Origin of the sequence: Pseudoalteromonas sp. 120-MNA-CIBAN-0494, from assembly GCF_040308885.1 — a bacterium.
Classification (GTDB): domain Bacteria; phylum Pseudomonadota; class Gammaproteobacteria; order Enterobacterales; family Alteromonadaceae; genus Pseudoalteromonas; species Pseudoalteromonas nigrifaciens.
This window is the reverse complement of record NZ_JBEOOE010000012.1, coordinates 65,481-90,695: the sequence shown is the minus strand read 5'-3', so window position 1 is coordinate 90,695 and position 25,215 is coordinate 65,481. Positions and strand designations below refer to the sequence as shown.

24 protein-coding genes are annotated in these 25,215 nt (G+C 39.7%); 18 read left to right on the top strand and 6 right to left on the bottom strand.

What is annotated here, in order from left to right; genetic code table 11:
* Nucleotides 1-7: 7 nt before the first annotated feature.
* From lspA to AAEY55_RS09810, 10 genes are all read left to right on the top strand, one after another.
* Nucleotides 8-508: a signal peptidase II gene (gene lspA / locus AAEY55_RS09855; RefSeq protein WP_011327609.1), complete on the top strand. Its 501-nt coding sequence runs from the start codon at nt 8-10 to the stop codon at nt 506-508.
* Nucleotides 505-945, top strand: coding sequence for an FKBP-type peptidyl-prolyl cis-trans isomerase (fkpB, locus tag AAEY55_RS09850; protein ID WP_011327610.1), 441 nt, complete (start codon nt 505-507; stop codon nt 943-945). Before lspA ends, fkpB begins: the two co-directional genes overlap by 4 nt.
* Nucleotides 945-1,874, top strand: coding sequence for a 4-hydroxy-3-methylbut-2-enyl diphosphate reductase (gene ispH, locus AAEY55_RS09845; RefSeq protein ID WP_089367922.1), 930 nt, complete (start codon nt 945-947; stop codon nt 1,872-1,874). Before fkpB ends, ispH begins: the two co-directional genes overlap by 1 nt.
* A gap of 47 nt (nt 1,875-1,921) precedes the next feature.
* Complete coding sequence (locus AAEY55_RS09840; RefSeq protein ID WP_350551046.1) at nt 1,922-2,956, top strand: histidine kinase; 1,035 nt, start codon at nt 1,922-1,924, stop codon at nt 2,954-2,956.
* Nucleotides 2,953-3,654: a LytTR family DNA-binding domain-containing protein gene (locus AAEY55_RS09835; RefSeq protein ID WP_182678537.1), complete on the top strand. Its 702-nt coding sequence runs from the start codon at nt 2,953-2,955 to the stop codon at nt 3,652-3,654. Before AAEY55_RS09840 ends, AAEY55_RS09835 begins: the two co-directional genes overlap by 4 nt.
* 142 nt (nt 3,655-3,796) lie before the next feature.
* Nucleotides 3,797-4,375 carry a type IV pilus modification protein PilV gene (pilV, locus tag AAEY55_RS09830; protein ID WP_089367925.1) on the top strand — a complete coding sequence of 193 codons (579 nt, stop codon included), beginning with the start codon at nt 3,797-3,799 and terminating at the stop codon, nt 4,373-4,375.
* A 1-nt stretch (nt 4,376) separates the two neighbouring features.
* The gene (locus AAEY55_RS09825) at nt 4,377-5,393 is read left to right on the top strand and encodes a PilW family protein (protein WP_350551042.1); all 1,017 of its coding nucleotides are present in this window, start codon (nt 4,377-4,379) and stop codon (nt 5,391-5,393) included.
* Nucleotides 5,381-5,884 (top strand): pilus assembly protein PilX, encoded by a 504-nt coding sequence (locus AAEY55_RS09820; protein WP_350551039.1) that lies wholly within the window; start codon nt 5,381-5,383, stop codon nt 5,882-5,884. The genes AAEY55_RS09825 and AAEY55_RS09820 overlap by 13 nt, the downstream gene beginning before the upstream one ends.
* Nucleotide 5,885: 1 nt before the next feature.
* Nucleotides 5,886-9,071, top strand: a complete 3,186-nt coding sequence (locus AAEY55_RS09815) for a PilC/PilY family type IV pilus protein (protein ID WP_350551037.1) — start codon at nt 5,886-5,888, stop codon at nt 9,069-9,071.
* A gap of 18 nt (nt 9,072-9,089) precedes the next feature.
* Nucleotides 9,090-9,500 (top strand): type IV pilin protein, encoded by a 411-nt coding sequence (locus AAEY55_RS09810; protein WP_011327618.1) that lies wholly within the window; start codon nt 9,090-9,092, stop codon nt 9,498-9,500.
* On the opposite strand, the gene AAEY55_RS09805 is transcribed toward AAEY55_RS09810, so the two are convergent.
* The gene (locus tag AAEY55_RS09805; protein ID WP_350551034.1) at nt 9,501-10,037 is read right to left on the bottom strand and encodes a GspH/FimT family pseudopilin; all 537 of its coding nucleotides are present in this window, start codon (nt 10,035-10,037) and stop codon (nt 9,501-9,503) included.
* A 69-nt stretch (nt 10,038-10,106) separates the two neighbouring features.
* Complete coding sequence (locus AAEY55_RS09800) at nt 10,107-10,661, bottom strand: GspH/FimT family pseudopilin (protein WP_350551031.1); 555 nt, start codon at nt 10,659-10,661, stop codon at nt 10,107-10,109.
* 160 nt (nt 10,662-10,821) lie between these two features.
* On the opposite strand from AAEY55_RS09800, the gene glnB reads away from it, so the two are divergent.
* A complete protein-coding gene (gene glnB / locus AAEY55_RS09795) occupies nt 10,822-11,160 on the top strand; it encodes a nitrogen regulatory protein P-II (RefSeq protein WP_011327621.1) in 339 nt (112 codons plus the stop codon).
* 60 nt (nt 11,161-11,220) lie between these two features.
* Here the strand turns inward: glnB and AAEY55_RS09790 are convergent, their stop codons facing one another.
* Nucleotides 11,221-11,985, bottom strand: a complete 765-nt coding sequence (locus tag AAEY55_RS09790; RefSeq protein WP_011327622.1) for an outer membrane protein assembly factor BamD — start codon at nt 11,983-11,985, stop codon at nt 11,221-11,223.
* Nucleotides 11,986-12,126: 141 nt separating this feature from the next.
* Between AAEY55_RS09790 and rluD the strand changes: the two genes are divergently transcribed.
* The 3 genes from rluD to clpB all read left to right on the top strand — a co-directional run bounded on the left by rluD (nt 12,127) and on the right by clpB (nt 16,512).
* Nucleotides 12,127-13,104, top strand: a complete 978-nt coding sequence (rluD, locus tag AAEY55_RS09785) for a 23S rRNA pseudouridine(1911/1915/1917) synthase RluD (RefSeq protein ID WP_058372884.1) — start codon at nt 12,127-12,129, stop codon at nt 13,102-13,104.
* Nucleotides 13,104-13,838, top strand: a complete 735-nt coding sequence (pgeF, locus tag AAEY55_RS09780; RefSeq protein ID WP_350551028.1) for a peptidoglycan editing factor PgeF — start codon at nt 13,104-13,106, stop codon at nt 13,836-13,838. The genes rluD and pgeF overlap by 1 nt, the downstream gene beginning before the upstream one ends.
* Nucleotides 13,839-13,935: 97 nt before the next feature.
* The gene (clpB, locus tag AAEY55_RS09775; RefSeq protein WP_086997204.1) at nt 13,936-16,512 is read left to right on the top strand and encodes an ATP-dependent chaperone ClpB; all 2,577 of its coding nucleotides are present in this window, start codon (nt 13,936-13,938) and stop codon (nt 16,510-16,512) included.
* A 61-nt stretch (nt 16,513-16,573) separates the two neighbouring features.
* Here the strand turns inward: clpB and AAEY55_RS09770 are convergent, their stop codons facing one another.
* Complete coding sequence (locus AAEY55_RS09770) at nt 16,574-18,121, bottom strand: methyl-accepting chemotaxis protein (protein WP_089367932.1); 1,548 nt, start codon at nt 18,119-18,121, stop codon at nt 16,574-16,576.
* Between the two features lie 427 nt (nt 18,122-18,548).
* On the opposite strand from AAEY55_RS09770, the gene gshA reads away from it, so the two are divergent.
* Together gshA and AAEY55_RS09760 are read left to right on the top strand one after the other, a co-directional pair.
* Nucleotides 18,549-20,126: a glutamate--cysteine ligase gene (gene gshA, locus AAEY55_RS09765; protein ID WP_011327627.1), complete on the top strand. Its 1,578-nt coding sequence runs from the start codon at nt 18,549-18,551 to the stop codon at nt 20,124-20,126.
* A gap of 133 nt (nt 20,127-20,259) precedes the next feature.
* Entirely contained in the window at nt 20,260-20,871 is a 612-nt protein-coding gene (locus AAEY55_RS09760) for a hypothetical protein (RefSeq protein ID WP_058372888.1), read from the top strand.
* A 59-nt stretch (nt 20,872-20,930) separates the two neighbouring features.
* On the opposite strand, the gene AAEY55_RS09755 is transcribed toward AAEY55_RS09760, so the two are convergent.
* Together AAEY55_RS09755 and AAEY55_RS09750 are read right to left on the bottom strand one after the other, a co-directional pair.
* A complete protein-coding gene (locus tag AAEY55_RS09755; protein ID WP_140391177.1) occupies nt 20,931-22,199 on the bottom strand; it encodes an HlyC/CorC family transporter in 1,269 nt (422 codons plus the stop codon).
* 61 nt (nt 22,200-22,260) lie between these two features.
* Complete coding sequence (locus AAEY55_RS09750; RefSeq protein ID WP_011327630.1) at nt 22,261-23,067, bottom strand: inner membrane protein YpjD; 807 nt, start codon at nt 23,065-23,067, stop codon at nt 22,261-22,263.
* A 252-nt stretch (nt 23,068-23,319) separates the two neighbouring features.
* On the opposite strand from AAEY55_RS09750, the gene ffh reads away from it, so the two are divergent.
* Nucleotides 23,320-24,699: a signal recognition particle protein gene (gene ffh, locus AAEY55_RS09745; RefSeq protein WP_011327632.1), complete on the top strand. Its 1,380-nt coding sequence runs from the start codon at nt 23,320-23,322 to the stop codon at nt 24,697-24,699.
* A 260-nt stretch (nt 24,700-24,959) separates the two neighbouring features.
* Nucleotides 24,960-25,208, top strand: a complete 249-nt coding sequence (rpsP, locus tag AAEY55_RS09740; protein WP_011327633.1) for a 30S ribosomal protein S16 — start codon at nt 24,960-24,962, stop codon at nt 25,206-25,208.
* Nucleotides 25,209-25,215 lie beyond the last annotated feature (7 nt).

The window sequence follows — 25,215 nt, the reverse complement described above, 5'->3', positions numbered from 1 at the left end:
TTAATTAGTGAGCAAACTAGCCCAAAAAAGTGGTTTAGTGTGGCTATGGTTAAGTCTACTACTGTTAGTAGTAGACTTTGCTAGTAAAACACTTGTTGTAAGTAGTATGGCTTATCAAGAGTCGATTAATTTACTGCCTGTTTTTAGTATTACTTATGTACATAACTACGGTGCAGCTTATAGTTTTTTAAGTGATGCAGGTGGTTGGCAACGTTGGTTTTTAAGTGCTATTGCAATTGCTATTAGTGGATTGCTGGTGTGGTGGTTAAAACGCCTGCCAGCAACTAATAAAGTATTATGCGCTGCCTATTCATTGGTACTTGCCGGTGCAATTGGTAACTTATACGACCGTATTGCATACGGTTATGTAATTGACTTTATACACGTATTTTATAAAAACTCACATTTTCCGGTATTTAATGTTGCAGATTGCGCTATTTGTATTGGTGCAGCATTATTATTATTTGACGCCTTTACAGGCGAAAGTCCGAAGGAGCATAAAGCATGAGCCAAGCTGTAATTGGTGAAAACTCACAGGTTATTTTTCATTTTTCTATTAAGTTAGAAGATGGCTCTGCTGCCGACTCAACCAAAGTGCATAACAAGCCTGCTAAGTTAACTATGGGCGATGGTAGCTTAACAGCTAACTTTGAAAAGTGCTTATTAGGCTTAAACGCAGGTGAGAGCAAAACCTTTGAGCTAGAACCAGAAGATGCATTTGGTCAGCCAAATCCAGATAACATTTACTATGTTGATCGCAGTAAATTTGGCCCAGAAACCCCAGCTAAAGTAGGCGCTATAATAGCGTTTACTCAGCCTGATGGTACCGAGCTTCCGGGTTTAGTACGCGAAGTGCAAGGCGAGTCGGTAACGATTGATTTTAATCATCCGTTAGCGGGTCAGCGTTTAACCTTTGAAGTAGATATTATTGAGGTGCAAGGTTAATGGAAATATTACTAGCCAACCCACGAGGCTTTTGCGCAGGGGTTGATCGCGCTATTAGTATTGTTGAGCGCGCTTTAGATATTTTTGAAAAGCCAATTTACGTACGCCACGAAGTGGTGCATAACCGCTATGTGGTTGACGGCTTAAAAAGCCGCGGTGCGGTATTTGTCGAAGAGCTTGATCAGATACCTGACGACAGCATAGTTATATTTAGTGCGCATGGCGTATCGCAAGCGGTACGCACCGAAGCAAAGCGTCGTGACTTAAAAATATTTGATGCGACCTGCCCACTGGTTACTAAAGTACATATGGAAGTAACCCGTGCGAGCCGCAAAGGCATAGAGTGTATTTTAATTGGCCACCAAGGACACCCAGAAGTTGAGGGCACCATGGGGCAGTATGGCAATGACGACGGCGGTATTTACCTGGTAGAAACCGTAGAAGACGTAGCTAAGTTGAATGTAAAAAATGCTGACAACTTATTTTACTGCAGTCAAACAACGCTCTCGGTAGATGATACTGCTGATGTAATTGATGCGCTGCGCGCTAAGTTCCCTGCTATTGATGGGCCGCGCAAAGATGATATTTGTTATGCGACGCAAAATCGTCAAGACGCCGTTCGCGACTTAGCCGACAAAGTAGACGTATTGTTAGTGGTTGGCGCTAAAAACAGCTCTAACTCAAATCGTTTGCGTGAACTTGCCGATAAAATGGGCACTAAAGCTTATTTAATTGACGATGCCACAAACTTGCAAGAGTCATGGTTCACTGGTGTTAATGCAGTTGGGGTAACCGCAGGAGCATCAGCACCTGAAGTGTTAGTGCAACAGGTTATAACCCGCTTAAAAGAACTAGGTGGCAATCAAGTTACTGAAAATCCTGGCGAAGAAGAGAACATTGTATTTGCTGTTCCTATTGAGCTGCGCTAATCTAAATTAAATATATATTTAATTAATTAGCTTAAAAGGGAGCCGTTATGAGCAAATCGCCACAAGTGGATGGGTTGCTTTTTTCGGCTCTTTTTAATGAGCGAGGCGTACTTGCCTCGTTAGTTGTATCGCAAGTTGTTGCTATTGTTCTGGCTTTTGCACCCAATGTAGAAGGTGATATTTGGCTTCGCCTTGGAATAATAAGCTTATTTTTACACTTAATAGTGTTAGTCAGTACCTCTTCTTTATACTTCTGTAGATTTTTTTTACAAAAACGTACTCAAACTTTTCAGTTAAGTTTGTTTTTTGTCTTTTTTTTATTATCTACATGCATTTTTAGTATTTTATTCTCTCATTTTGCTTTTGATATAGATGATACAAATAGCCTAATTTATTTCATACTTCGTAATAGTATTATAGTGGCTTTACTGACTGCTTTATTCGTCCAGTTTTTATTAATTTATTTTGAAAAAGAGCAGCAAACTAAAGCGCTTGCCCGCGCAGAGCTTGATGCATTACAAGCACGTATTCGCCCACACTTTTTATATAACAGTTTAAATACCGCTGCAGAGCTTACCCATCATGATGCAACCGCAGCTGAGCAGGCTATTTTAGCCTTAGCTGCCTTATCTCAAGCGGCAATGCGCTCAGGGCAAAGTGTGCCATTAGAGGACGAAATAACCCTTAGCAAGCAATATGTTGCACTAGAAGCATGGCGTTTTGGTAACCGCTTAAAGCTCGATTGGCAAATACCCAATGAGCTTCCCGCGCTTAATATTCCCTGTTTAACTTTGCAGCCTTTAATTGAAAATGCCGTGTGCCATGGCGTAGAGCCTAGCGAAACAGGCGCTGTCATTAAAGTTGAGCTGCATGTTACAAGTGGCTATTTAACTATTATAGTCACTAACCCAATAGCCGTGGCAACCACAAATACTCGGCCAAGTAACGGCATGGCGCTGGAAAATATTCGCCAACGACTTAATATTTATTACAAGGGTAAAGCGCAGCTCACTATTGCTAATAAAAATGGCGTATTTAGAGTGAAAGTAGTGATCCCTAAACATATTGAGAGTCAATTATGAATGTAATTATTGTTGATGATGAACCCTTAGCTAGAGCGCGTTTAGTACGTTTATTGGCGGCTCAAAATATAGTTGTACAAAATGAAGCGAGCAATGGCACAGAAGCACTTGCGTTAAGTAAAGTAAACCAGCCTGACTTAGTGTTTTTAGATGTTGATATGCCGGGTATTAATGGCTTGGAGGTAGCAAGTGAGCTTAACAAACTTGCAGTTCCACCCGCCATTGTATTTATTACCGCCCACCCTGAGCACGCGCTAGACGCATTGCAATTAAATGCGGCGGGTTATTTGGTAAAGCCTGTATCGGCGCAATCATTACAAAAAGTAGTTGAACAACTTGGGCGCTTAAATAAAGTACATATACAAAAACAACAAACAACAAAAATTACGTATCAGCTCGCGGGCACATTAAAAAGTATAGAAATGGAGTGTATTTATTATTTTGCTGCTGAAGAAAAATATACAAAAATGGTATTTAAAGGGGGCAGTGCGCTTATAGAGCAAAGTTTAAAACAATTAGAAACCCTTTATCCCACACATGTTTTAAGAGTACACCGCAATACGTTAGTAAATAAAAATAAGGTGGTTGCTCTGCACTCATTAAGTAGCGGTAGCCATGCTATTGAACTACAAAATTGCCAAGAGCTGTTAGCGGTTAGTCGCCGCGAGCTAAAAACAGTTAAATCTACCTTGTGTTAACTCATTTACTATAAAGCTATTTTGGCAAAAACAGTGTTTATTAACCGTTTATCAACAAAATCAACCGTTAGTCTTAGTAGTTCTTGAATCTATATTTTATTTGCATACACTTATAATAAGATAATATTTATTTGGTTTTATTATGCATTTACACCCAATTAAGCGACGCAAAGGCTTTACTTTAATAGAAGTACTTATTGCCTTTATCATCCTCAGCTTTGGTTTGTTAGGCGCCGTTGCACTGCAAGCAAAAGCCAAACAAGCGAGCTTTGACTCTATGCAGCGTGCAGCAGCAGTTGCACTTGGTAATGATATTGTGCAGCGTATCCGTGCTAACGATACCATTACGTCTATTAAACTTTATGGTTCTTATAACGGCAAGGAAGCAATAAAAAGTGATAGCACGGAGACCGAATCATCAGCTTGCTTTAATAGTAGCTGTGGCTCCGAAGGTATAGTGGGTTTGGATGTCGTGCAATGGAAGCGCGCTATTAGCGCACGTAATAATACAGGCTCTTTAGATGATGCCACCATATGTATAAAGTCTACCTCAGAAGATGGCACTGGCGGGAAAGGATTCAATATTGAGGTAATTATATCATGGCAAGGGCGGCAAGAATTTACAGCAAACACAGATACAGGAAAAGTTACCTGTGGTGATGACCCTAACAATAAACGTCGATTAGTGGTATTAACTAGCTATATTTATGTGAGGAGCTAGCATGAAACAAACAGGTTTTACGCTCATAGAAGTAATGATTTCACTATTTATTGGTGGCTTGATCCTCGGCGGTGTTATGTTTACTTTTATTAGTATGAAAGTAACCACAAAAGACACTATGACAATTGGTGAGCTTCAAGAGTCAGGACGTTTAGCTATAAATATTATGCAACGCGATATAGAGCAGGTTGGTTTTTGGGGAACTTATTACGATGACTCGTTCACAGCTGTAAATACAACTGTTAGCTCTTTAGCACCCACTACAGATTGCGTTGGTGCTGATGGAACTAATAACGGCAGTTTTCCAGATTTAACCAGTAGTAGTAATTTTCGTACTATTTATGCAAAAACGACTAGGAGTAAAGATAACCTAAATTGCATAAACGATGGCATTATTCCTGCTGATAATAAAGAGACCGATATTCTTCAGCTCAAGTTTTTACAAGGTGATCCTCAATATGATGCTGTTGCAGGTACTAATACTACTAGCGATAAAATAAATTACTTTATCGCAGAACAAGAACAAGCAAGTTTTGTAACCGGTAAACATACCCCAACAAATATTAATGCAACTATTTGGCCATATAGTCATCATGTTTATTATATTAAAGAAGAAAAATATTTAGTAAACAATAAAGAAATAAAAGTCCCCGCATTAAGACGAAAACGATTAGTAAATGGAAAAATGACCTCTGAAACGATAATGGAAGGTGTTGAAAACATGCGTTTTGTATTTGGCTTAGACACTACCAATGATAGCCGAGTAGATACTTACCGCAGCATTAAAGACATGAACCCTACTGATTGGGAAAATCGAAAAGGTATTTTAACAGTACAGCTATTTTTATTGATTAGAGCGTTGCAACCCGATCCTGGAGTTAAAATTAAAAATCAAACATATATACTGGGTGAAGGTAGCGATAAACGAGAGCTAACATTTACCGATAATTACAGACGTACGGTATTTACTACCACTATTCGTTTAAATAATGTGGGGGCTAACTTATGGCGCATTTAAAAAATATACCGAATAAACAGCGGGGTGTAGTGCTTATTACAGCATTGATAATGGTAATAGCTGTAACAGGCATCGCTGTAACATTAATGAGTAGTAGCACTATAGATATTAAAATCACCAATGCAGCTCAAGAGCGTGAAGTTGCTGAAAATGAGTTGATTGGCGAAGTGCAGCGGATGATTTCGGGTGAAGCAAATAAGGGGGCAGGCAATCAGTTTTTTTTAACCCCAGACGAAGTAACCAGCATTGCATCAGGCGATGAGAGTGGCATGGTAATAGCTAAGAATAATGACATGCAAAGTAAAATGATTAACTTAAATAAAGGGGCGCTCAATTTAGAATGCCCGCGCCGATTTAATTTTACCGCAGGAGTATCCTGCAATATGGTGCAAGTAGCTACCACTATAGAATATGGCTCAAAAAGTAAGCATCAACTAACCATAGTTACTGGTGTAGCCCAAGAAATGGCTAGCACAGGTAAGGGGATTTAAAATGAAGTTTAAATTAAATGCAGTGTTAGCCTCATTGGTGGGGTTGGCCATAAGTATGTCGGTTATTGCTGAAGATATAGAGCTTTATGTAAATTATAATGTTGAGACAAAAGAAAAACCCCGGGTCATGATGATTTTTGATACTTCTGGAAGTATGGCTTGGGATGTTACCGATGGAGAGCAATGTTATCAATGGGATGGAGGTTCAACAAGTTCCCCTCGGTTTTATCAAAGTACATGTTTTGAGAGCTCAGGCTCTCGCGATACAAAAGATTGCTTCAAAAAAGCTAACTCAGGCACCAAGCGAGGTCGATTTTATAATGGGCCAACAGATAGGTACAATTACAGTTGGAATTACTATGACAATACATGTAATGATAGTCGGCTAAACGTTGCACAAAATGCGATTAAACAATTAGTTAATGATAATGATGATATTGATTTTGGCTTAATGCGCTTTAATGGAAATGACGGTGGCTATGTTTTAGCAAGAGTTGGGACCGAAAAAAAATTCTTGCTAGATAAAATAGAAGGGTTGCCTGCAAACGGTGCAACGCCTTTGACTGAAACATTATGGGAAGCTTATTTATACATAACAGGCCAAAAAGTATATTACGGCACTAATATAAACGAACGTGACAAAACAGCTGAATCTTCTGGGTATTATAAATCGCCATTTGTCCCTGTCACGGGGGAACCACTTAGATGTGATAACAGTATTAATATTATCTTAATGACTGATGGAGATCCAAGTAATGACTCTAGCATAGATGATGATATTTACGCTCTTCATCATGATTTTTTTTCTGAAAACCCACCTGTTGTTAGCAATAGTTATTTAGCAGCCCTAGCTAAAATAATTCATGGTACTGATGATGTGGAAGTCGATTTATATAAAAACACTAAGAATGTACTTGATATAGGCCGTGTATTTCCTATTGGCTTTGGTACAGGTATGAGTAATTCTGGTAAAAATTTACTAACTGAAACTGCTGATTATGGCGGTGGTCAATATTTGCATGCAAATACTGCAGCGCAGTTGTCTGATGCACTTAAAAATACAATTTCGCGCATTCGCGAAGTGAACGACAGCTTTTCATCGCCTTCTGTAGCAAGTAACAACGTAGATCAAACCCGTAGCCGCGATGCTATCTATTTTGCGATGTTTTATCCCGAAACCGGTGCGCGTTGGCGTGGCAATCTAAAAAAATTAAAAGTTTCGGGTGATCAAATAGTTGATTCAACGGCTAAGGGAGCGCTGGATGATAATGGCTTAATTAGCAAAGATGCAAAAACGTTCTGGCTGCCAAGTAATCAGCCTGCAGATGGTAACGCAGTAGCGCAGGGTGGGGTTAATTTACATTTAACTACTTTAGATACCCAAAGCCGTAACCTATACACCGAGAACCAAGGAGCGCTTGTTAAATTTAGCCCTACAGTGGTAAGTGATATTCTTAATACTACTCCCGATAATACACTTAGTTTAGCAAGTGATGATATAAAATGGGCGATGGGAGTTGATGTTGATGATGAGGACAGAGACGGCTCAAAGCAAGACCAACGACAAGATATTTTTGGCGATCCGCTGCACTCTAAACCTGTAGCAATTGATTACGGTAATGATGACGTTCGTTTGCTTATTGGCACCAATGCTGGCTTTTTACATATGTTTAAAGACGCAGGTAATACAGTGAGTGAGAGTTGGGCGTTTATTCCCTCTGCGCTATACAAGATTATTAAACCACTGCGTGAAAACCAGGCTGAAACTAAAGTTTATGGTATGGATGGAGCAATCAGTGTTTATTTTAGTAATAAAAGTTTAAACGGTGAAGGATTGAATGACGGCATTATAGATGCAAGCAAAGGCGATGAAGTATGGGCTTTTGCAGGAATGCGCCGTGGTGGTAAAAACTACTATGCACTAGATATTACAGCACCAAATGCTCCGAAAAAACTCTGGGATAAACCAATTGAAGGCGGGAAAGGTGACTTTACTGAACTTGCTCAAAGTTGGTCTAAACCACAAATAGCCTACATAAAAGCATTTGGCGATAAGCCTCTGCTGGTATTTGGTGCTGGTTACGATACAAATAAAGATGCTGCTATTCGTAGTGAGGATAAGACTGGCCGCGGTATTTATATTATTGAAGCTAAAACAGGTGAAAAAGTTTGGGCATTAACACCCGGTGAAAATGGCTTTACAGGCAAGCACAGTATTGCAGCGGATGTAACCGTGCTTGATTCTGACTACGATGGTTATATAGATCGTATTTATGCGTCAGATACAGGTGGTAATATTTGGCGGATTGATATGCCGGGCAGTGATATTAGTGAGTTCAGCCATTTTAAGTTAGCTGAGCTAGGTAGTACACGTGCTACCCAAGATAGGCGCTTTTTTTACAAGCCATTAGTTGCGCGCACTATGTTTAGTAAAGTAACTCAAACCACCGAAAAAGGGGAAGTAGTTACCACGCGCTTAGATATGCCTTACGATGCCATAGTTATAGGTAGTGGTAATCGCTCTAAACCGACTGATACTAATGAGCAAGATCAGTTATTTATGATTCGAGATGAAAATACAGTGACTAAGTCATTTAAAACAGGGGCACCAGCAACAATCAAGGCATCTGATTTAATGCTGATGAATAGCGACCCATTTGGTAATTTATTAGACGATGTAGATGGGTTTATTGAACTAGAGGCTGATTTAGCTAAAGTTAAAGGTTGGCGGTATGAATTAGCAACCGGTGAAAAATCACTTGCCGCAGCTACAGTTGTGGGTGGAGTGGCTTATTTTACCTCGTTTACTCCGGCTTCAGATACAGCAACAGTAAATCAGTGTTCACTTAGTGGTGGCGGTGGCTCACTGTATGCGTTTCATTTACATTACGGCACTAAGGTGTACGATGAGCTGAAGTTTGCTACTAGTTACGATGTACCCGATACACCACAGTTATACTTTGGTGAGAACGAAGTTGGAGAAAGTCAGTTTTATTTAATTGGCCCTGGGATAAAAGGGAAAGATGCTCAAAACCCAATGAGACCAGTGGATGTTATTGGGCCGGGGTTAAAAGTAGTAGACGGAAAAATACAATTAGTAAATAAGGAGTCTGTCGGTTTTGGTTTTAAAACCCAGCAAACTTACATTTATAAGCGCGAAGAAAACGACGAAATCAAATCTAATTAAGATGATTAAGGGGGTTAAATGAATAAAAAGCAACATGGATTTACCTTAATTGAGCTGATGATAGCAGTTGCTATCGTCGGTATACTTGCAGCAATTGCATTGCCTAATTATACAGAGTATGTGAAGCGTGCTTCGCGTGCAGAGGCAGTTGCTGCATTATTAGATGCAGCTAATAAGCAAGAGCAGTACTTTGTAGATAACAGAGAATATACAGAATTAGCGAGTGATTTAGGGATTCAAAGTAAAACAGAGAATGGGCATTTTGAATTAACGATTAAAGTCGTTGATAAAAATACTTTTACAATCACAGCAAAGCCTATTGCAGGCTCGGTGAAAGGGGACAATAATTGTAAAGAAATATGGATTACCGACACTGGGCTTAAAGGAAAAACTGGCAGTGGCGATGTAGATTACTGCTGGGGAAGGTAGCTATTTCTTCTGGCATTTATCAGTTGATTTAATGCGTATTCTACCCGTTTGACTTACAGATAAAGCCAATCCTTCCAGATTGGCTTTATCGCTATTAGGGCAATATATAAAAGTCCCATTTTGAAAACCGTTTAATGAGCCATCGGGCCTAAAAGTAAGTGCCTCTCGGGGGTACTCTAAGCTATCAAACTCATGGGTGTGTTCAAAGGTGCTTAGCATTAGCTCATCGTTATTAAGAGAAGTAGATTTATCGTTATCGATAAATAACGATATTTGCTCCTCCCAATCACCTTTTTGACATTCATTGTTTTTTAACGCGCATAAAGTAACGTATGTACTGTTTTCTATGGCGTAAAGGCGAGCATAGTTTATATTGCGATGTAATAAGTTAACCTGGTTGTCTGCACGGTTTAGCGCTAAAAAATCAGGAAAAAACCACATAGAAAACTGACTAATAATAGCCACAATAGCAATTGTTACCATTACTTCAATTAAGGTAGTACCACGGTTTTTTGTTGAATATGTGATTAACTTCATCCCTGAAGTCCTAAATTGCGAAGTGATTATTTTAGTTTAGTAAACAATCAAAAAATAACAATGTAAGGTTTACCCTTTAGTGCATTTTTGCGCTGTATCGCCAAGGTAAAAAGCAGTACCAGATTGTGATACGGTTAGTGCCTTATTATTCTCGTTATCGCTATTAGGGCAATATATAAAATCCCCAGGGCTTGTGGTAATACGACCACTGGTGTTAAAGCGCAGACTTTTTTCATTACCCGTGAATTGAACTTTATCGTTACCCCTTATTTTATTCATTGCGCGTAGAATAGTATCTGTTGAAGGGTTATAGGTTAAATTGTTATCCATATCGATAAATACAGTGATTACACGGTTTTCATCCCATTTTTTTGTGCAGCTAAACTCTTCGTTTCTTTTTACTTTACCGTATGGACCTGTACACAGTATAACTACCTCATCGGTGCTTGCCGCTTGCGCGCGCGCATAACTAATATTACGTTTTAGTTCTAATAAAAAGTTCTCGGCGCGGTTTTCCTCTAGCATGTCGCTACTGTTCCACAATGCAATGGTGGCAATAATACCTACAATAGCCACAGTCACCATCAGCTCGAGTAAAGTGAATCCGTATTGTATTTTTTTCATATTGATCCCGTAGGTTACTTATTGTTTTAGTATAGCTATTTTTATTAGCATAATCATAGCATGGCAGATTGTTTTATCAGCGTAATACAGTCACTTTGTTTGCTATGAGCCTTGTGATTGTCTAAAATCGAGGCAACTGTAGCTTTAAAAAGTAATTAATATGAAAAAAATAGAAGCAATCATTAAACCTTTTAAGCTTGATGATGTGCGTGAAGCCCTATCAGAAGTAGGCATTACAGGTATGACAGTAACTGAAGTTAAAGGGTTTGGGCGTCAAAAAGGCCATACCGAGTTGTATCGTGGTGCGGAATACATGGTTGATTTTTTACCTAAAGTTAAATTAGATATTGTACTGGGCGATGATGATGTTGACCGTGCAATTGAGGTAATAATTAAAACGGCACAAACAGGAAAAATTGGTGATGGTAAAATATTTGTCACTGAAGTTGAGCGTGTTGTGCGTATTCGTACTGCAGAGGAAGATGAAGAAGCTATTTAAGCTTTATTACAACAAGTACACTAAAAAGGCGCTTACTCAAGTTAGTAAGCGCCTTTTTAATTATTTATTTCTGCTGTTAAAAATTCGTGTTTGTTTAGCATCTTCGCTAAGCTCACTTAAGCCTAGCTTATCGTAGCTTTTTTCCATCATTTCAAGTGCAGAGTTTAAGTAGCTGCTTTGCGAGTAATGTTCTACTACAAACTTACCGCGGTTAGCAGCTGCTAAGTAGGCTTCACGTTCATAATAGTAAGTGGCCACTTTTAGCTCATACCTTGCCATACGGTTTAACAACCACACTAAACGACGTTTTGCCTCTGGGGCGTAGTCACTTTGTGGGAAACGCTTAACCAAGGTTGATAAATCTGTAAAGGCCACACGTGTACGGTTAGCATCGCGGTCAGCTCTATCAACACCAAAATACTCTTGGAATGCGTTTTTATCGGCTTTAATGTTAACTAATCCACGCATGTAATACATGTAGTCTAAATCTTTATGATTTGGGTTTAAGCGAATAAAACGGTCGATTGTTGCCAGTGCTTGCTCGGTATTACCCGATTGGTAATGCGCATACACTAAATCCATTTGTACTTGTTTAGAAAATGGGCCAAACGGGTAGCGAGAGTCAATTGCACTTAAAAGTTCGATTGCGCGTGCATATAAACCAGAATCTAAAGTTTGCTTGGCATCTTCATACAAAGCGTGAGCCGATTTATTAGGTACACGTTGAATGTCTTCTTGGTCAGGAGCCGACGAACAAGCACCTAAACTAAGCACTGAAACTGAAAAAACAATGGCGAATGCACGTTTCCCTATTTTATTTATCATTTTATTTGTTACCTTCGTTGTCTACGGCTAGGCCAAGTCGGTAAAACCGAGTAAACTATGCGTATTATATTATGCTTTTATTAAAAGCGATTCTAACCCAGTCGAGCAAAGCTTGCACTGGTAAATTGGGTAAAATTACTAATGTCAGAGCAAATTTCTCTTCAAGCCGACGTTCCAACCGATTTAGGTGGTAAACGTCTAGACCAAGTATTAGCACAATTGTTCCCTGATTATTCACGATCAAGGATAAAAACGTGGATTTTGGATGATAAAATCACCGTTGATGGCGAAATATTCAACACACCGCGCACTAAACTGCTTGGTGGTGAAGTACTTAATGTTGAAACAACCATTGAAGCACCTCGTGAATACATAGCGCAAGATATCAAATTAAACATTGTTTATGAAGATGATGATATTTTGGTAATTAATAAACCTATGGGCTTGGTAGTTCATCCTGGTGCAGGTAATCCAGATGGCACAGTGCTAAATGCATTGCTACATTACCACCCAGAAATTATTAATGTACCTCGCGCGGGCATTGTGCACCGATTAGATAAAGACACTACTGGCCTTATGGTGGTAGCTAAAACTATTCCGGCACAAACGCATTTAGTAACCGCACTGCAAAAACGTGAAAATTTCACGCGAGAATACGAAGCGCTTTGCAATGGCACAATGACCGCTGGTGGCATGGTTGAAAAGCCTATTGGCCGCCATGCAACGCAACGTACGCATATGGATGTACATGAACAGGGTAAGCCAGCCATTACGCATTACCGTGTTGCTGAAAAGTTTCGTGCTCATACACGTTTACGTTTACGCCTTGAAACCGGTCGTACTCACCAAATACGTGTGCATATGGCTTATTTAAATCATCCGCTTATTGGCGATCAGTCTTATGGCGGCCGTCCGCGTCCACCTAAAGGGGCAACGCCTGAGTTATTTGAATTGCTGCGTAGTTTTAAACGCCAAGCATTACATGCGGTTAAATTAAGTATTGCGCACCCAATTACGGGTGAAATGATGACATGGCAAGCACCTATTCCAGATGACATGGTTGCTATGACACTGGCACTGCGTGAAGACACAAAAGCTAATCCTGACATAGATAGATAATGCAGTTTTTATCAGCAGCATGGCAAGTCCCTATAACAGGTGTGAGTACATTAAGTACCACACGTGTAGGCGGTGTTTCAGAAGCGCCGTTTAAGAGTTTTAATTTAGGGCTGCATGTTGGTGATAATAAACAACAGGTATTAAAAAATCGTGCATTGTTGAATAAGCATTTACCAAATAGTGCTGTATGGATAGATCAAGTTCATAGTGGCGATGTACTCATTGTTGATGGGCAATTTAAATTTAACGCTCACCATCAAGGAGATGCACTATATACACAACTCGTTGCTCAGCCTTTGGCAATAATGACCGCCGATTGCTTGCCCATTTTACTTGCCAGTAACGATGGAAAAGAAGTAGCTGCCATACATGCTGGTTGGCGTGGATTAGAGCAAGGTGTAATTAAAAATACGCTAAACTGCTTTAATGCCAAAAAAAGTGAAATAAGTGCCTGGTTAGGTCCCGCAATAGGGGCTGATAAATTTGAGGTAGGTAGCGAGGTGTTTGCATTGTTTAATGCCCAAAACCCTTTGTTTGCCAAAGCGTTTAAAGCGTGTGCAAACCAAAAGTACCTTGCCGATATTTATCACCTTGCACGTATTCAATTGCGTCAATTAGGGATTATAAATATTACCGGTGGTGAGCACTGTACGGTTTCTCAAACTGAACAGTTTTTTTCGTACCGACGCGACGGCCAAACCGGACGCATGGCAAGTTTGATCTGGCGCAACTAATTTATCAATATAATGATTATATTTTCTGCAACACCTTGAACAACCCCCCTAACATACCCATTATTTAAGCAATGAGTTTTATTAATAGGTAACCCCAATGCGTTTAGATAGATTTACCAGTAAATTTCAGTCTGCGCTTTCTGATGCGCAATCTTTAGCCCTTGGCCGCGATCATCAATTTATTGAGCCGGTACACTTAATGTATGCTTTGTTAAAGCAAAGCGGCTCAAGCGTGCGCGCGTTATTAGCACAAGCAGGTGTTAGTGCTGACGAGCTTAATACTAAGCTTTCCCAAGAAATAGAAAAACTATTTAAAGTGGAAGGCGTAGGCGGCGATGTGCAGCTATCGAACAACACTATATCCTTGATCAACTTATGCGATAAGTATGCGCAAAAGCGTAAAGATAAATATATTTCTAGCGAACTGTTTGTATTAGCTGCTTGCGACGATAAAGGCCCGCTGGGTAATATTTTTAAAACCTTAAATATCACCTCCGACAAAATAGAAACGGCCATTAATGCAGTGCGTGGTGGGCAAAAGGTTGATGATCCAAATGCCGAAGAAACACGCCAAGCACTTGAAAAATACACCATAGATTTAACCGAACGTGCAGAGCAAGGTAAGCTTGATCCGGTTATTGGTCGAGATGATGAAATTCGCCGAACAATTCAAGTTTTACAACGCCGAACTAAAAACAACCCAGTATTAATAGGTGAACCCGGTGTAGGTAAAACCGCGATTGCCGAAGGTTTAGCACAGCGTATTATTAATGGTGAAGTACCAGAGGGATTAAAAAACAAGCGGGTACTTTCGCTTGATTTAGGCGCGCTGGTGGCCGGTGCTAAATACCGCGGCGAATTTGAAGAGCGATTAAAATCAGTATTAAATGAACTGGCTAAAGAAGAAGGCCAAGTGATTTTATTTATTGATGAAATACACACAATTGTAGGCGCAGGTAAAAGTGATGGCGCAATGGATGCAGGCAATATGCTAAAACCGGCACTTGCCCGTGGCGAATTACATTGCGTAGGTGCAACCACTCTTGATGAATATCGTAAATACATTGAAAAAGACGCCGCCCTTGAGCGTCGCTTTCAAAAAGTATTGGTAGAGGAGCCTTCGGTTGAGGACACGATTGCTATATTACGTGGCCTAAAAGAGCGTTACGAGCTACATCACTCTGTAGAAATTACCGATCCTGCTATCGTTGCAGCTGCGCAATTGTCGCATCGTTACATTAGTGACCGTCAATTACCCGATAAAGCGATTGATCTTATAGATGAAGCGGGCTCTTCTATTCGTTTACAAATAGATTCAAAACCAGAGTCATTAGATAAGTTAGAGCGCCGTATTATTCAATTAAAACTTGAAGATAACGCACTCGCCAAAGAAAAAGACGAAGCAAGTTTAAAACGCCGTACTGAAATGCAAGAGCTGATCACCGAGCTTGAAGGAGAGTACAATGAGCTTGATGAGATATGGACTGCCGAAAAAGCATCTTTACAAGGCACTCAAGTTATTAAAGCTGAGCTAGAACAAGCACGACTTGATTTAGATGTAGCTCGAAGAGCCAGCGATTTACAGCGTATGTCGGAGCTACAATATGGCCGCATACCAGAGCTTGAGCATAAACTTGATTTAGCATCGCAAGCAGAAATGCAAGAAATGACCTTGCTAAAAAACCAAGTGGGCGAAGATGAAATAGCCGAAATACTCTCTCGTTGGACCGGTATTCCAGTATCGCGGATGCTACAAGGTGAGCGAGAAAAACTATTGCAGATGGAAGAAAAGCTACATGAAAAAGTAATCGGACAAGATGAAGCCGTTGTAGCGGTAGCTAATGCTATTCGCCGCTCACGTGCAGGGCTTGCCGATCCTAATCGCCCGATTGGCTCGTTTTTGTTTTTAGGCCCAACCGGGGTCGGTAAAACAGAATTAACCAAAGCACTCGCCGGCTATATGTTCGACACCGAAAGTGCCATGGTGCGCATTGATATGTCTGAGTTTATGGAAAAACATTCAGTAGCACGTTTAGTTGGTGCGCCTCCTGGGTATGTTGGCTACGAAGAGGGCGGGTATTTAACCGAAGCCGTGCGTCGTAAACCTTACTCAGTTATTTTATTGGACGAAATAGAAAAAGCACACCCAGATGTGTTTAATATTTTGCTACAGGTTTTAGATGATGGACGTTTAACCGACGGTCAAGGACGCACGGTTGATTTTAAAAATACCGTTATCATCATGACCTCAAACTTAGGCTCAGATATAATTCAAGAGCAAGCGGGTAATAACGATTACGTTACTTTGAAAGAAAAAGTAATGAATGTATTAATCAATGAGTTTAGACCTGAGTTTATTAACCGTATTGATGAAACCGTTGTTTTCCACCCACTGGCTAACGAGCACATTAAAGAGATTGCTGATATTCAGTTAAGTAAATTACGTGAGCGTTTAACGCAAATGGGTTATTTACTCGAGATAAGCGACGCTGCTTTAGATCGTATTGCCGCAAGTGGTTTTGATCCGGTTTATGGTGCGCGTCCGTTAAAACGAGCTATTCAACAAACGATTGAAAATCCATTAGCACAAAAATTACTCAATGGTGATTATATGCCAGGCAGTGTTGTTGTAATTGATGCAAATGACGACGGTTTAGTGTTTTCAAGCCGTTAAGCGTTATAAAGTAAAAACGAAAAAGCCGCTAACATAGCGGCTTTTTTATTTGTGCTGACAATTAAATTTTAAAAGTAAGCAGTAAGTCGTTGATCTTTCTTGAGCCTTCAACTAACTCAGCAGCGCCCCTGGCAACATTAAAACTTAAGTTTAAATTATCATCACCTAGGTTTTTAATCTGCTCTACATTAGTACCTATGTCGTGGCTCACTACTTGTTGCTCTTCTGCAGCAGCCGAAATACCAGTAGCGAGTTGCGCTATTTCGCTAATTTGAGTGAAAATGCTATCAAGCTCTTGCTGTGTTTGCGTTGTAGTATTTACACAACTGTCGGCTTGTTGCTTCGTGTTTTGCATTATTTTTGACCAGCTAAACAAGGTGTCTTGAATTTCCTTTATTGAGCTGTGAATTTGCGCAGTGGCATTTTGTGTTCTTGATGAAAGCGCTCTTACTTCATCGGCAACTACAGCAAAACCACGGCCATGCTCACCTGCTCTTGCAGCTTCTATGGCAGCATTTAGCGCAAGTAAGTTAGTTTGCTCGGCAATACCTTCAATTTCACTCATTACTTGGCCAATTTTATCGGCTTCTGACGCTAGGCTGTTAGCGGTTGTTGCTGCTTGCTCTACCTGAACGGCTAAATCAGAAACCATGGCATTATTATCGGCAATGTGTACTTTTATATCGGAGCAACTTTGATAAGTAACACTTACTTTATCGGCAGTGGTGCAGGTGTTACTTGATATTTCACCTATAGTCGAACTCATTTGCGCCATTGCAGATGCTATTTGCTCAAGCTGCGAGCCTTGCGATGAAATACCTTGCTCTGTAAGCGTTGACTGTTGATCTAAATTTAAAGCAATATCATTAAAGCTTAAGGTAGAGTCTTTCATACGCCCCAGTACAGTGCGTAATTTAGCGCTTAGCATTTGCTCTCTGTAATCACTAATACTGTGAGGGTGTCGGCCACTATAAATATAACGAGATATAGAATCGGCTTGTTGTTTTTGCTGCTTTAATATTCTTGGTGTTGTTATTAGCTCATCATAGTTTAAAGCAAGTATAACTAAGCAAACCACTAAGCTAATTAGTGCAATAGCAAATGAAGCCCATACAGCAGTTGCAACTAACCAACATAATAAAGCAAATACACTTAAGCTTTGTCTTAAACTTGTGCGTTCGCGCCAATTAAAGAATGACTTTTTAGCATTTACTTTACTGTAAAATAGTTCTGCACGGCGTTTTAACTGTGGGCTTAATTTGGTTCTTACAGATTGATAACCAATTAACTGGCTGTGCTCAAAAATAGGAGTTACAAATGCATCAACCCAGTAATAGCGGCCATCTTTACAACGGTTTTTAACTGCGCCGCGCCAAGAGTGGCCTTGCTTTAATGTTTCCCACATTTCTTTAAATGCAGCTTTTGGCATGTCGGGGTGGCGCACTATATTATGGTTCTTACCCATAAGTTCTGCTATATCATACCCGGCTATAGTACAAAATGCTTGATTAGCGTAAGTGATTACTCCGCGCAAATCAGTTGTTGATACCAGTTCTTGTTGTTCTTCGAAGGCCACTTCTTCATTTATTAAGCTTTGATTACGACGCATATTATTCTTTAATCATCCTTTGTAATACTTACTATTATACTTGCTTATATAAAGCGGTAGTAGGGTAATCCCATTATGAAGGTCACTCAGTTTATTTATTGCCTGTATTTATGATCTAAATCAAGATTAAAGTTATATAAGCTATATATAACATACCAGTATGGGACTAATACGGCTAATAGTTAGCTAATTATTTACTTTAGTACGGTTAGTTTTTGTTTTGATAAGATAAATAATAGTGCAAAGCAATTGTATATTTTGTATAGCAATGGCAAGATTATCGTTTATGGCGTTAAATAAAGCGTGTTTAAAGCAAAGCAGATACAATAGAACTATAAATAGTATTTTTTCTTAGTATTTATCTTGAGTATAGGTAATTAGACCCCATAACCTTATGATTAAGCCACTTGGCTCGAGGAAGTATTTTTTGGCAACACATGATCTAACAAACGCGCTTGACGCTCTTTCAGTAACGCAGCATAAACATGCAATTAACGGAATAAAACGTGGTATTGAGCGTGAGTCACTAAGAATTAAAAGTGATGGCGTTATCTCTGCACAAAAACACCCAGAAGGGGTGGGCAGTGCGCTTACCAATGGCCAAATTACGACCGATTTTTCAGAGTCGTTACTTGAATTTATTACCCCAGTTAGTGAATCGTCCACACAAACGCTGCAGCAATTAAAAGACTTACAAAAGTTTACCCTAGAAAAAATGGGTGACGAATTACTTTGGCCTATTAGTATGCCGTGCTTTATTGAACATCAAGACGACATAGTTATTGCGCAATTTGGCAGTTCAAATGTAGGGCAAATGAAAACGCTTTACCGTGAAGGGTTAAAAAACCGTTACGGCAGTATGATGCAAGCTATTGCTGGTGTGCATTTTAATATTTCGTTTCCAGATTCATTGTGGCAGTCATTACATACGCTAAAAAATAGCGACCTTAGTTTAGAGGATTTTATATCTGATGGTTACTTAGCGCTTATTCGTAATTTTAAACGTGAATTATGGCTGATCAGTTATTTATTTGGTGCATCACCTGCGTTATGTAGTTCGTTTTTACAGGGTAGAAAAACCGATTTACCATTTAAAAAGCTAGGTAAAGGCACCCTGTATTTAGAAGTAGGCACTGCGCTGCGCTTAGGTAACTTAGGTTACACCAATAGCGCACAATCATCACTGCGTGTAATGTATAACTCGTTAGATGAATATGTAGCTGGTTTGAAAAAATCAATTAACACACCTTCAGATATTTACGGCAACCTTGACGATTACACCAGCGAAAATCCAAAACAGTTAAATAAGAATATTCTGCAAATAGAAAACGAATTTTATTCGCCAATTCGCCCTAAACGTAATGCTAAAAACGGTGAAACACCAACAGATGCACTACTTAGAGCCGGTATTGAATATGTCGAAATTCGCGCATTAGATGTTAATCCATTTAGTGAAGTGGGCATAGATATAGAGCAGTTCCACTTTTTAGATGTGTTTTTAACGTATTGTTTATTAAAAAGCTCACCGGCAATGGATTGGGAAGAGCAAACACGCAGCACAGAAAATCTTGATACAGTAGTAAATAAAGGGCGAGAAAAAGGCCTTGAACTTAATTACTTTAATCAACCACGTACCCTTCAATCGTGGGGTGAAGATATATTTTCGCAATTAAGTGAAGTGGCAAAATACATGGATACTGCCTACGGCGTTAGTTATTATTCAAGTACTATTGAGCGCATGGCAACTTGGATTAATAACCCAGGACTTACATATTCTGGGCGTTATGTAGCTGAGTTAGAAGCTTCAGGGCTAGATAACGGCCATTATGCGCTAGCAATTGCTGAAAAGTATAAGCAAAGCCATCAAGCTGCAGACTATCAAGTGTTTTCAAAGCAATGGTTAGAGGAGCAAGTTACACGCTCTAACGACGCTCAGCGTGCTATTGAGCAAAGTGACTCAGTATCATTTACCGCATTTTTAAATGCTTATTTTGATCCTAAATAAATAGTTAGTTTTAAGCAAAAAAAACGCAGCTCAAGGTAGCTGCGTAATTATTTTAGGGAAGAAACAATGCTGCTCTGCTGCATTGTTAAAATCAGACTACTGATTTTTGCAAAAGTTCAGCGAGATAAACCAAATGAAAAAAAATGTAGTTGTTTTATCATTAGCGCTTAGTTTAGCCGGTTGTGCCACAGCTCCACCAAAGCAGCCTGATGATATTTGTAAAATTTTTGAAGAAAAAAGAAGTTGGTACTTTGGTGCCAAAGATGCTCAAGAAAAATGGGGCGCTCCCAAGCACGTACTTATGAGCATGATGTACCAAGAAAGCTCGTTTAAACATGACGCAGCTCCACCAATGCAGTATTTCTTATGGATTATTCCTACCGGTAGAGCAAGCTCTGCTTATGGCTACTCACAAGCAAAAACGATGACCTGGTCTGATTATATTCGTGAAAGTAAGAATAGTGGCGCCGATAGAGACGACTTTGATGATGCTATCGACTTTATGGGCTGGTTTGCTTATAAAACCCATAAAATAAACGGCGTATCTAAATGGGATGCCTACGGTCAGTATCTTAATTATCACGAAGGGTGGGGCGGTTACAAACGCGGTACTTACAAAAAGAAAAAATGGTTAATGGGTGTCGCTAATAAAGTAAAACACCGTGCGAGCCGTTATGGTGCGCAGTTAAAGCGTTGTGAAGCAGATTTAAATAAAGGGTGGTTAGAGCGTTTGTTTTTTGGCTAATAACATCTGTTGTATTTATTTAGCCTACAAAAAAGGAGCCAATTGGCTCCTTTTTTAGTTTATTTTTTACGTTTTTTCGGCTGTATTTTAACCAGCTTTATCATGTTTTCTTTTACTTCAAGTACTTCAATAGGGTAGCCGGCAATACGCAAACTTAAATTGGCATCAGGAATGTTTTCTAAATACTCAACTATTAAGCCGCTGAGTGTTTTAGGCCCGTCGAGTGGAAACTCCCAGCCCATTTCTTTATTTAAGTCGCGCACGTTAGCACCGCCATCTACAATGCACGAGCCATCGGTTTGTGTGGTTACTTCTTCGCTTGGCGTACGAGTTTGGGTGGTGGTAAAATCGCCTACCACTTCCTCAAGTATATCCTCTAGGGTAACTAAACCTTGAATGTCGCCATACTCATCTACCACCAAGCCAATACGCTCTTTAGATTGCTGAAACTTTAATAGCTGCGTATTTAGTGATGTGCCTTCAGGAATGAAATAAATTTCACGTACAGCGCGTAGCAACGATGGTTTATCAAATTGCTCTTTTGTAAGTAACCTAAGCGCATCACGCGAATGAATAAACCCCACCGCGTCATCTATGTTATCTCTATATAACAATACACGCGTATGTTGTGCATGAGTCAGTTGGCGGCTAATAAGTTTCCATTCATCGTTAATATCTATGGCCACAATTTCGTTACGTGGGATCATAATATCTTCAACGGTTACTTGTTCTAAATCTAAAATTGAGGTCAACATGCTTTGGTGACGCGCAGGAATAAGTGCACCAGACTCATTAAGTACTGATTTTAGCTCTTCTTTACTCATGCTGTGCTCATCTATTTGTGCCGCACTAATACCAAATAACCGCAAGATGCCGTTGGTTAGCCAGTTAATAACAACGACAAATGGGAAAAGGATTTTTAGTAATCCTTTAAGCACAACAGAACTTGGGAAGGCAACTTTTTCAGGGTAGAGAGCAGCAAGTGTTTTTGGGGTTATTTCTGCAAAAATAAGCACTACTAAGGTTAGCGCACCTGTTGCCACAGCAATACCTAAATCACCGTATAAACGAATACCAATAATAGTAGCAACTTGTGCAGCGGCAATATTAACTAAATTATTGCCGATTAAAATTAAACCAATGAGCCTATCCGGACGACTAAGTAATTTACTGACACGTTTAGCAGCGCGATGATTCTCTTTGGTGAGATGTCGCAGGCGTATACGATTGATTGACATAATTCCGGTTTCTGAGCCAGAAAAATAAGCAGAAAAAAGTACCAAAAAACCTAAAATGATAAACAAGGTACTGGTCGATATGGCGTCCAACGATGGATCCTTTTATTATAAACTAGCGTGTATTAGGCTAGAGTGAGTTAGTAGAGTCAAGTTAAAATTTATTTAGAATAACTTCTTGTATAAAACGACTGCCAAAATAAGCCAGTGTAAGAATAAAAGCAGCAACCATAATAGCAATAACCACAGGTTTACCACGCCAGCCTTTTTTCATATGGCCAAGCGCAATCACAGCAAAAATACACCATGCAACAAGCGATAATATCGTTTTATGGATAAATTGAGTAGCGAACATACCATCGAGAAATACAAATCCCGACAATAGTGCCAAAGTGAGTAATATAGTACCTAAGTTAACCAATTGATACAGTTGGCGTTCAACCACCATTAGTGGTGGTAAATGGCTGTGTACAATAGCTAAATCTTTACGCTTTAAGCGCTTATCAATAAAGTAAAATTGTACGCCATATAAAGTAGCAATAATTAAAATGCAGTAAGCGAGTAATGATAACGAAATATGGGTTACTAAGCCCACATCAACATCAATACTTTGCAGTAAAATATGGTGTGGTATAAACAAGCTTGCCATAGTTAGAAGTGCAGCAAAGCCGTACACGACCGGCAATAATAAGGTCGCCGGAAACTTTAACGATACCGTAGTGACAGAAATCACAATAACCCAGCAGGTTAAAAGCGCCACATTGACAATACTTAAATCTTGTCCGTCTGCTCTAAAAACCGAATTTACTAACAACAGCATGTGCGCCAAAATAGCCACAGTACTCAATATAATAGTTAGCTTTTGGCTAGGGCCTTGTTGATGAAACAACCGTGAGAGCACGTAAGACGTTGCTAACACATAAAATAAACTGGCAATAATAGTTAAGCTAATAATCAGCATTGTGCTTGGGCCACTTAATTTGAGTCAAATAATTAATGATTGTTATATAGCCATTGTATTTTATAGCAAAGCAAATGCATAGACCTTAAAAAAAGAAACTCAACAAGCTGCACTTGAACACTGTATTGTAAGACACCATTTACGGTATACTGCTTTTAATTGAAATTTAATAATATTAATTCTATTAATACAGCGCACAGAGTTAAAGGCGCTTTAATTGGGTTGGTATAAACGTCTTATCGGAACCGTAATATGTTTGAGAATCTCCAAGAACGATTAGGTAAAACCTTAAAAAACATTAGTGGCCGTGGCCGCCTAACAGAAGAGAATATTAAAGACACTCTTCGTGAAGTGCGCATGGCATTTTTAGAAGCCGATGTGGCGTTGCCCGTTGTTCGCGATTTTGTAAAACAAGTTAAAGAGCGTGCGGTAGGTGTTGAAGTTACAAAAAGCTTAAGCCCAGGCCAAGTATTTGTAAAAATAGTACGTGAAGAACTCGAAAAAGCCATGGGTGAAGCCAACGAAGAGCTAAGCCTAAATGCACAACCCCCTGCTGTTGTTATGATGGCGGGTCTGCAAGGTGCTGGTAAAACCACCAGTGTTGCTAAACTGGCTAAGTTTTTAAAAGAGCGCAAGAAAAAATCAGTACTTGTAGTAAGTGCCGACGTATACCGCCCTGCAGCAATTAAGCAACTAGAAACGCTCGCTGCTGAAGTGGGTGTTGATTTTTTCCCAAGTGATATTTCGCAAAAGCCGGTTGATATAGCAACCGCAGCTATTTCTCATGCGAAAAAGAAATTTATTGATGTGGTATTAGTCGATACTGCAGGTCGATTGCATGTTGATAGCGACATGATGGATGAGATTAAAAATCTTCACAAAGCAATTAACCCAATCGAAACCTTGTTTGTTGTAGATGCAATGACAGGTCAAGATGCGGCAAATACAGCTAAAGCATTTGACGAAGCCCTGCCACTAACTGGTGTTATATTAACTAAAACTGATGGTGATGCACGCGGTGGTGCTGCTTTATCTATTCGTCATATTACCGGTAAGCCAATTAAATTTATGGGTGTGGGTGAGCGCATTGATGCACTTGAGCCTTTCCACCCTGACCGCATAGCGTCACGTATTCTAGGCATGGGTGATGTACTTTCATTGATCGAAGAAGTCGAAATGAAAGTAGATAAAGAGCAAGCTGCCAGAGTCGCTGAAAAAGTATTTAAAGGCGCTGGTTTTACCCTTGATGACTTTGCGGATCAACTTAAGCAAATGAAAAACATGGGCGGCATGATGTCGATGCTAGATAAATTGCCAGGTATGTCTAACTTACCCGATGCTGTTAAAGGCCAAATGGGCGATAAAACCTTCATTCAAATGGAAGCCATTATTAGCTCAATGACAAAAAAAGAGCGCGCCCGCCCAGAAATCATTAAAGGGTCACGTAAAAAACGTATTGCAGCAGGTTCTGGTACGCAAGTACAAGAAATTAATAAACTACTAAAACAGTTTACCCAAATGCAAAAAATGATGAAAAAAATGAAAGGCAAAGGTGGCATGACCAAAATGATGCGCGGCATGAAAGGTATGTTACCGCCGGGAATGATGGGTGGCGGTGGCCCTAAATTTTAAAGTTGAGTTTAACGTAGCTTAAATGTAACGATATAAAATATATGAAAAGGAGCAAATGGCTCCTTTTTTGTTGAATAAATTATGCGTGCTAAACGCTATTAACGCTAATTTAAAGTTGGGATCACGCTTTAACCTACTAAACTGGCTTTTAGCATCACTTCTTACTTGCATTGTTGCTAAAAACTCGTACAATTCCCCAGCTCCCCATTCTGGGGAGTAAATCTTATTAATGAAAACAGTCAATCTTTATAGAGGACGGTATGGTAACTATTCGTTTGCAACGTGGTGGCGCTAAAAAACGCCCTTTCTATCAAATTGTGGTTGCGGATAGCCGTTTCTCGCGTGACGGTCGCTTCATCGAGAAAGTAGGCTTTTTTAACCCAATTGCTGCAGGTCAAGAAGAAAAAATTCGTTTAGATTTACCACGTGTTGAACACTGGGTAGGTCAGGGCGCGTCTCTTTCAGATCGCGTAGCTAAGTTAGTAAAAGACGCTCGTAAAGCGGCTTAATAGGCGT

What these genes read in the sequence shown, in the direction of transcription:
- rluD (WP_058372884.1), top strand. Translation starts at nt 12,127, where the DNA reads ATGTCAGAGCAAATTTCTCTTCAAGCCGACGTTCCAACCGATTTAGGT.
- AAEY55_RS09800 (WP_350551031.1), bottom strand. Translation starts at nt 10,661, where the DNA reads ATGAAAAAAATACAATACGGATTCACTTTACTCGAGCTGATGGTGACT.
- AAEY55_RS09750 (WP_011327630.1), bottom strand. Translation starts at nt 23,067, where the DNA reads ATGCTGATTATTAGCTTAACTATTATTGCCAGTTTATTTTATGTGTTA.
- AAEY55_RS09805 (WP_350551034.1), bottom strand. Translation starts at nt 10,037, where the DNA reads ATGAAGTTAATCACATATTCAACAAAAAACCGTGGTACTACCTTAATT.
- pgeF (WP_350551028.1), top strand. Translation starts at nt 13,104, where the DNA reads ATGCAGTTTTTATCAGCAGCATGGCAAGTCCCTATAACAGGTGTGAGT.
- glnB (WP_011327621.1), top strand. Translation starts at nt 10,822, where the DNA reads ATGAAAAAAATAGAAGCAATCATTAAACCTTTTAAGCTTGATGATGTG.
- pilV (WP_089367925.1), top strand. Translation starts at nt 3,797, where the DNA reads ATGCATTTACACCCAATTAAGCGACGCAAAGGCTTTACTTTAATAGAA.
- AAEY55_RS09820 (WP_350551039.1), top strand. Translation starts at nt 5,381, where the DNA reads ATGGCGCATTTAAAAAATATACCGAATAAACAGCGGGGTGTAGTGCTT.
- AAEY55_RS09840 (WP_350551046.1), top strand. Translation starts at nt 1,922, where the DNA reads ATGAGCAAATCGCCACAAGTGGATGGGTTGCTTTTTTCGGCTCTTTTT.
- rpsP (WP_011327633.1), top strand. Translation starts at nt 24,960, where the DNA reads ATGGTAACTATTCGTTTGCAACGTGGTGGCGCTAAAAAACGCCCTTTC.
- fkpB (WP_011327610.1), top strand. Translation starts at nt 505, where the DNA reads ATGAGCCAAGCTGTAATTGGTGAAAACTCACAGGTTATTTTTCATTTT.
- AAEY55_RS09760 (WP_058372888.1), top strand. Translation starts at nt 20,260, where the DNA reads ATGAAAAAAAATGTAGTTGTTTTATCATTAGCGCTTAGTTTAGCCGGT.
- ispH (WP_089367922.1), top strand. Translation starts at nt 945, where the DNA reads ATGGAAATATTACTAGCCAACCCACGAGGCTTTTGCGCAGGGGTTGAT.
- AAEY55_RS09815 (WP_350551037.1), top strand. Translation starts at nt 5,886, where the DNA reads ATGAAGTTTAAATTAAATGCAGTGTTAGCCTCATTGGTGGGGTTGGCC.
- clpB (WP_086997204.1), top strand. Translation starts at nt 13,936, where the DNA reads ATGCGTTTAGATAGATTTACCAGTAAATTTCAGTCTGCGCTTTCTGAT.
- AAEY55_RS09835 (WP_182678537.1), top strand. Translation starts at nt 2,953, where the DNA reads ATGAATGTAATTATTGTTGATGATGAACCCTTAGCTAGAGCGCGTTTA.
- AAEY55_RS09790 (WP_011327622.1), bottom strand. Translation starts at nt 11,985, where the DNA reads ATGATAAATAAAATAGGGAAACGTGCATTCGCCATTGTTTTTTCAGTT.
- ffh (WP_011327632.1), top strand. Translation starts at nt 23,320, where the DNA reads ATGTTTGAGAATCTCCAAGAACGATTAGGTAAAACCTTAAAAAACATT.
- AAEY55_RS09770 (WP_089367932.1), bottom strand. Translation starts at nt 18,121, where the DNA reads ATGCGTCGTAATCAAAGCTTAATAAATGAAGAAGTGGCCTTCGAAGAA.
- AAEY55_RS09810 (WP_011327618.1), top strand. Translation starts at nt 9,090, where the DNA reads ATGAATAAAAAGCAACATGGATTTACCTTAATTGAGCTGATGATAGCA.
- AAEY55_RS09825 (WP_350551042.1), top strand. Translation starts at nt 4,377, where the DNA reads ATGAAACAAACAGGTTTTACGCTCATAGAAGTAATGATTTCACTATTT.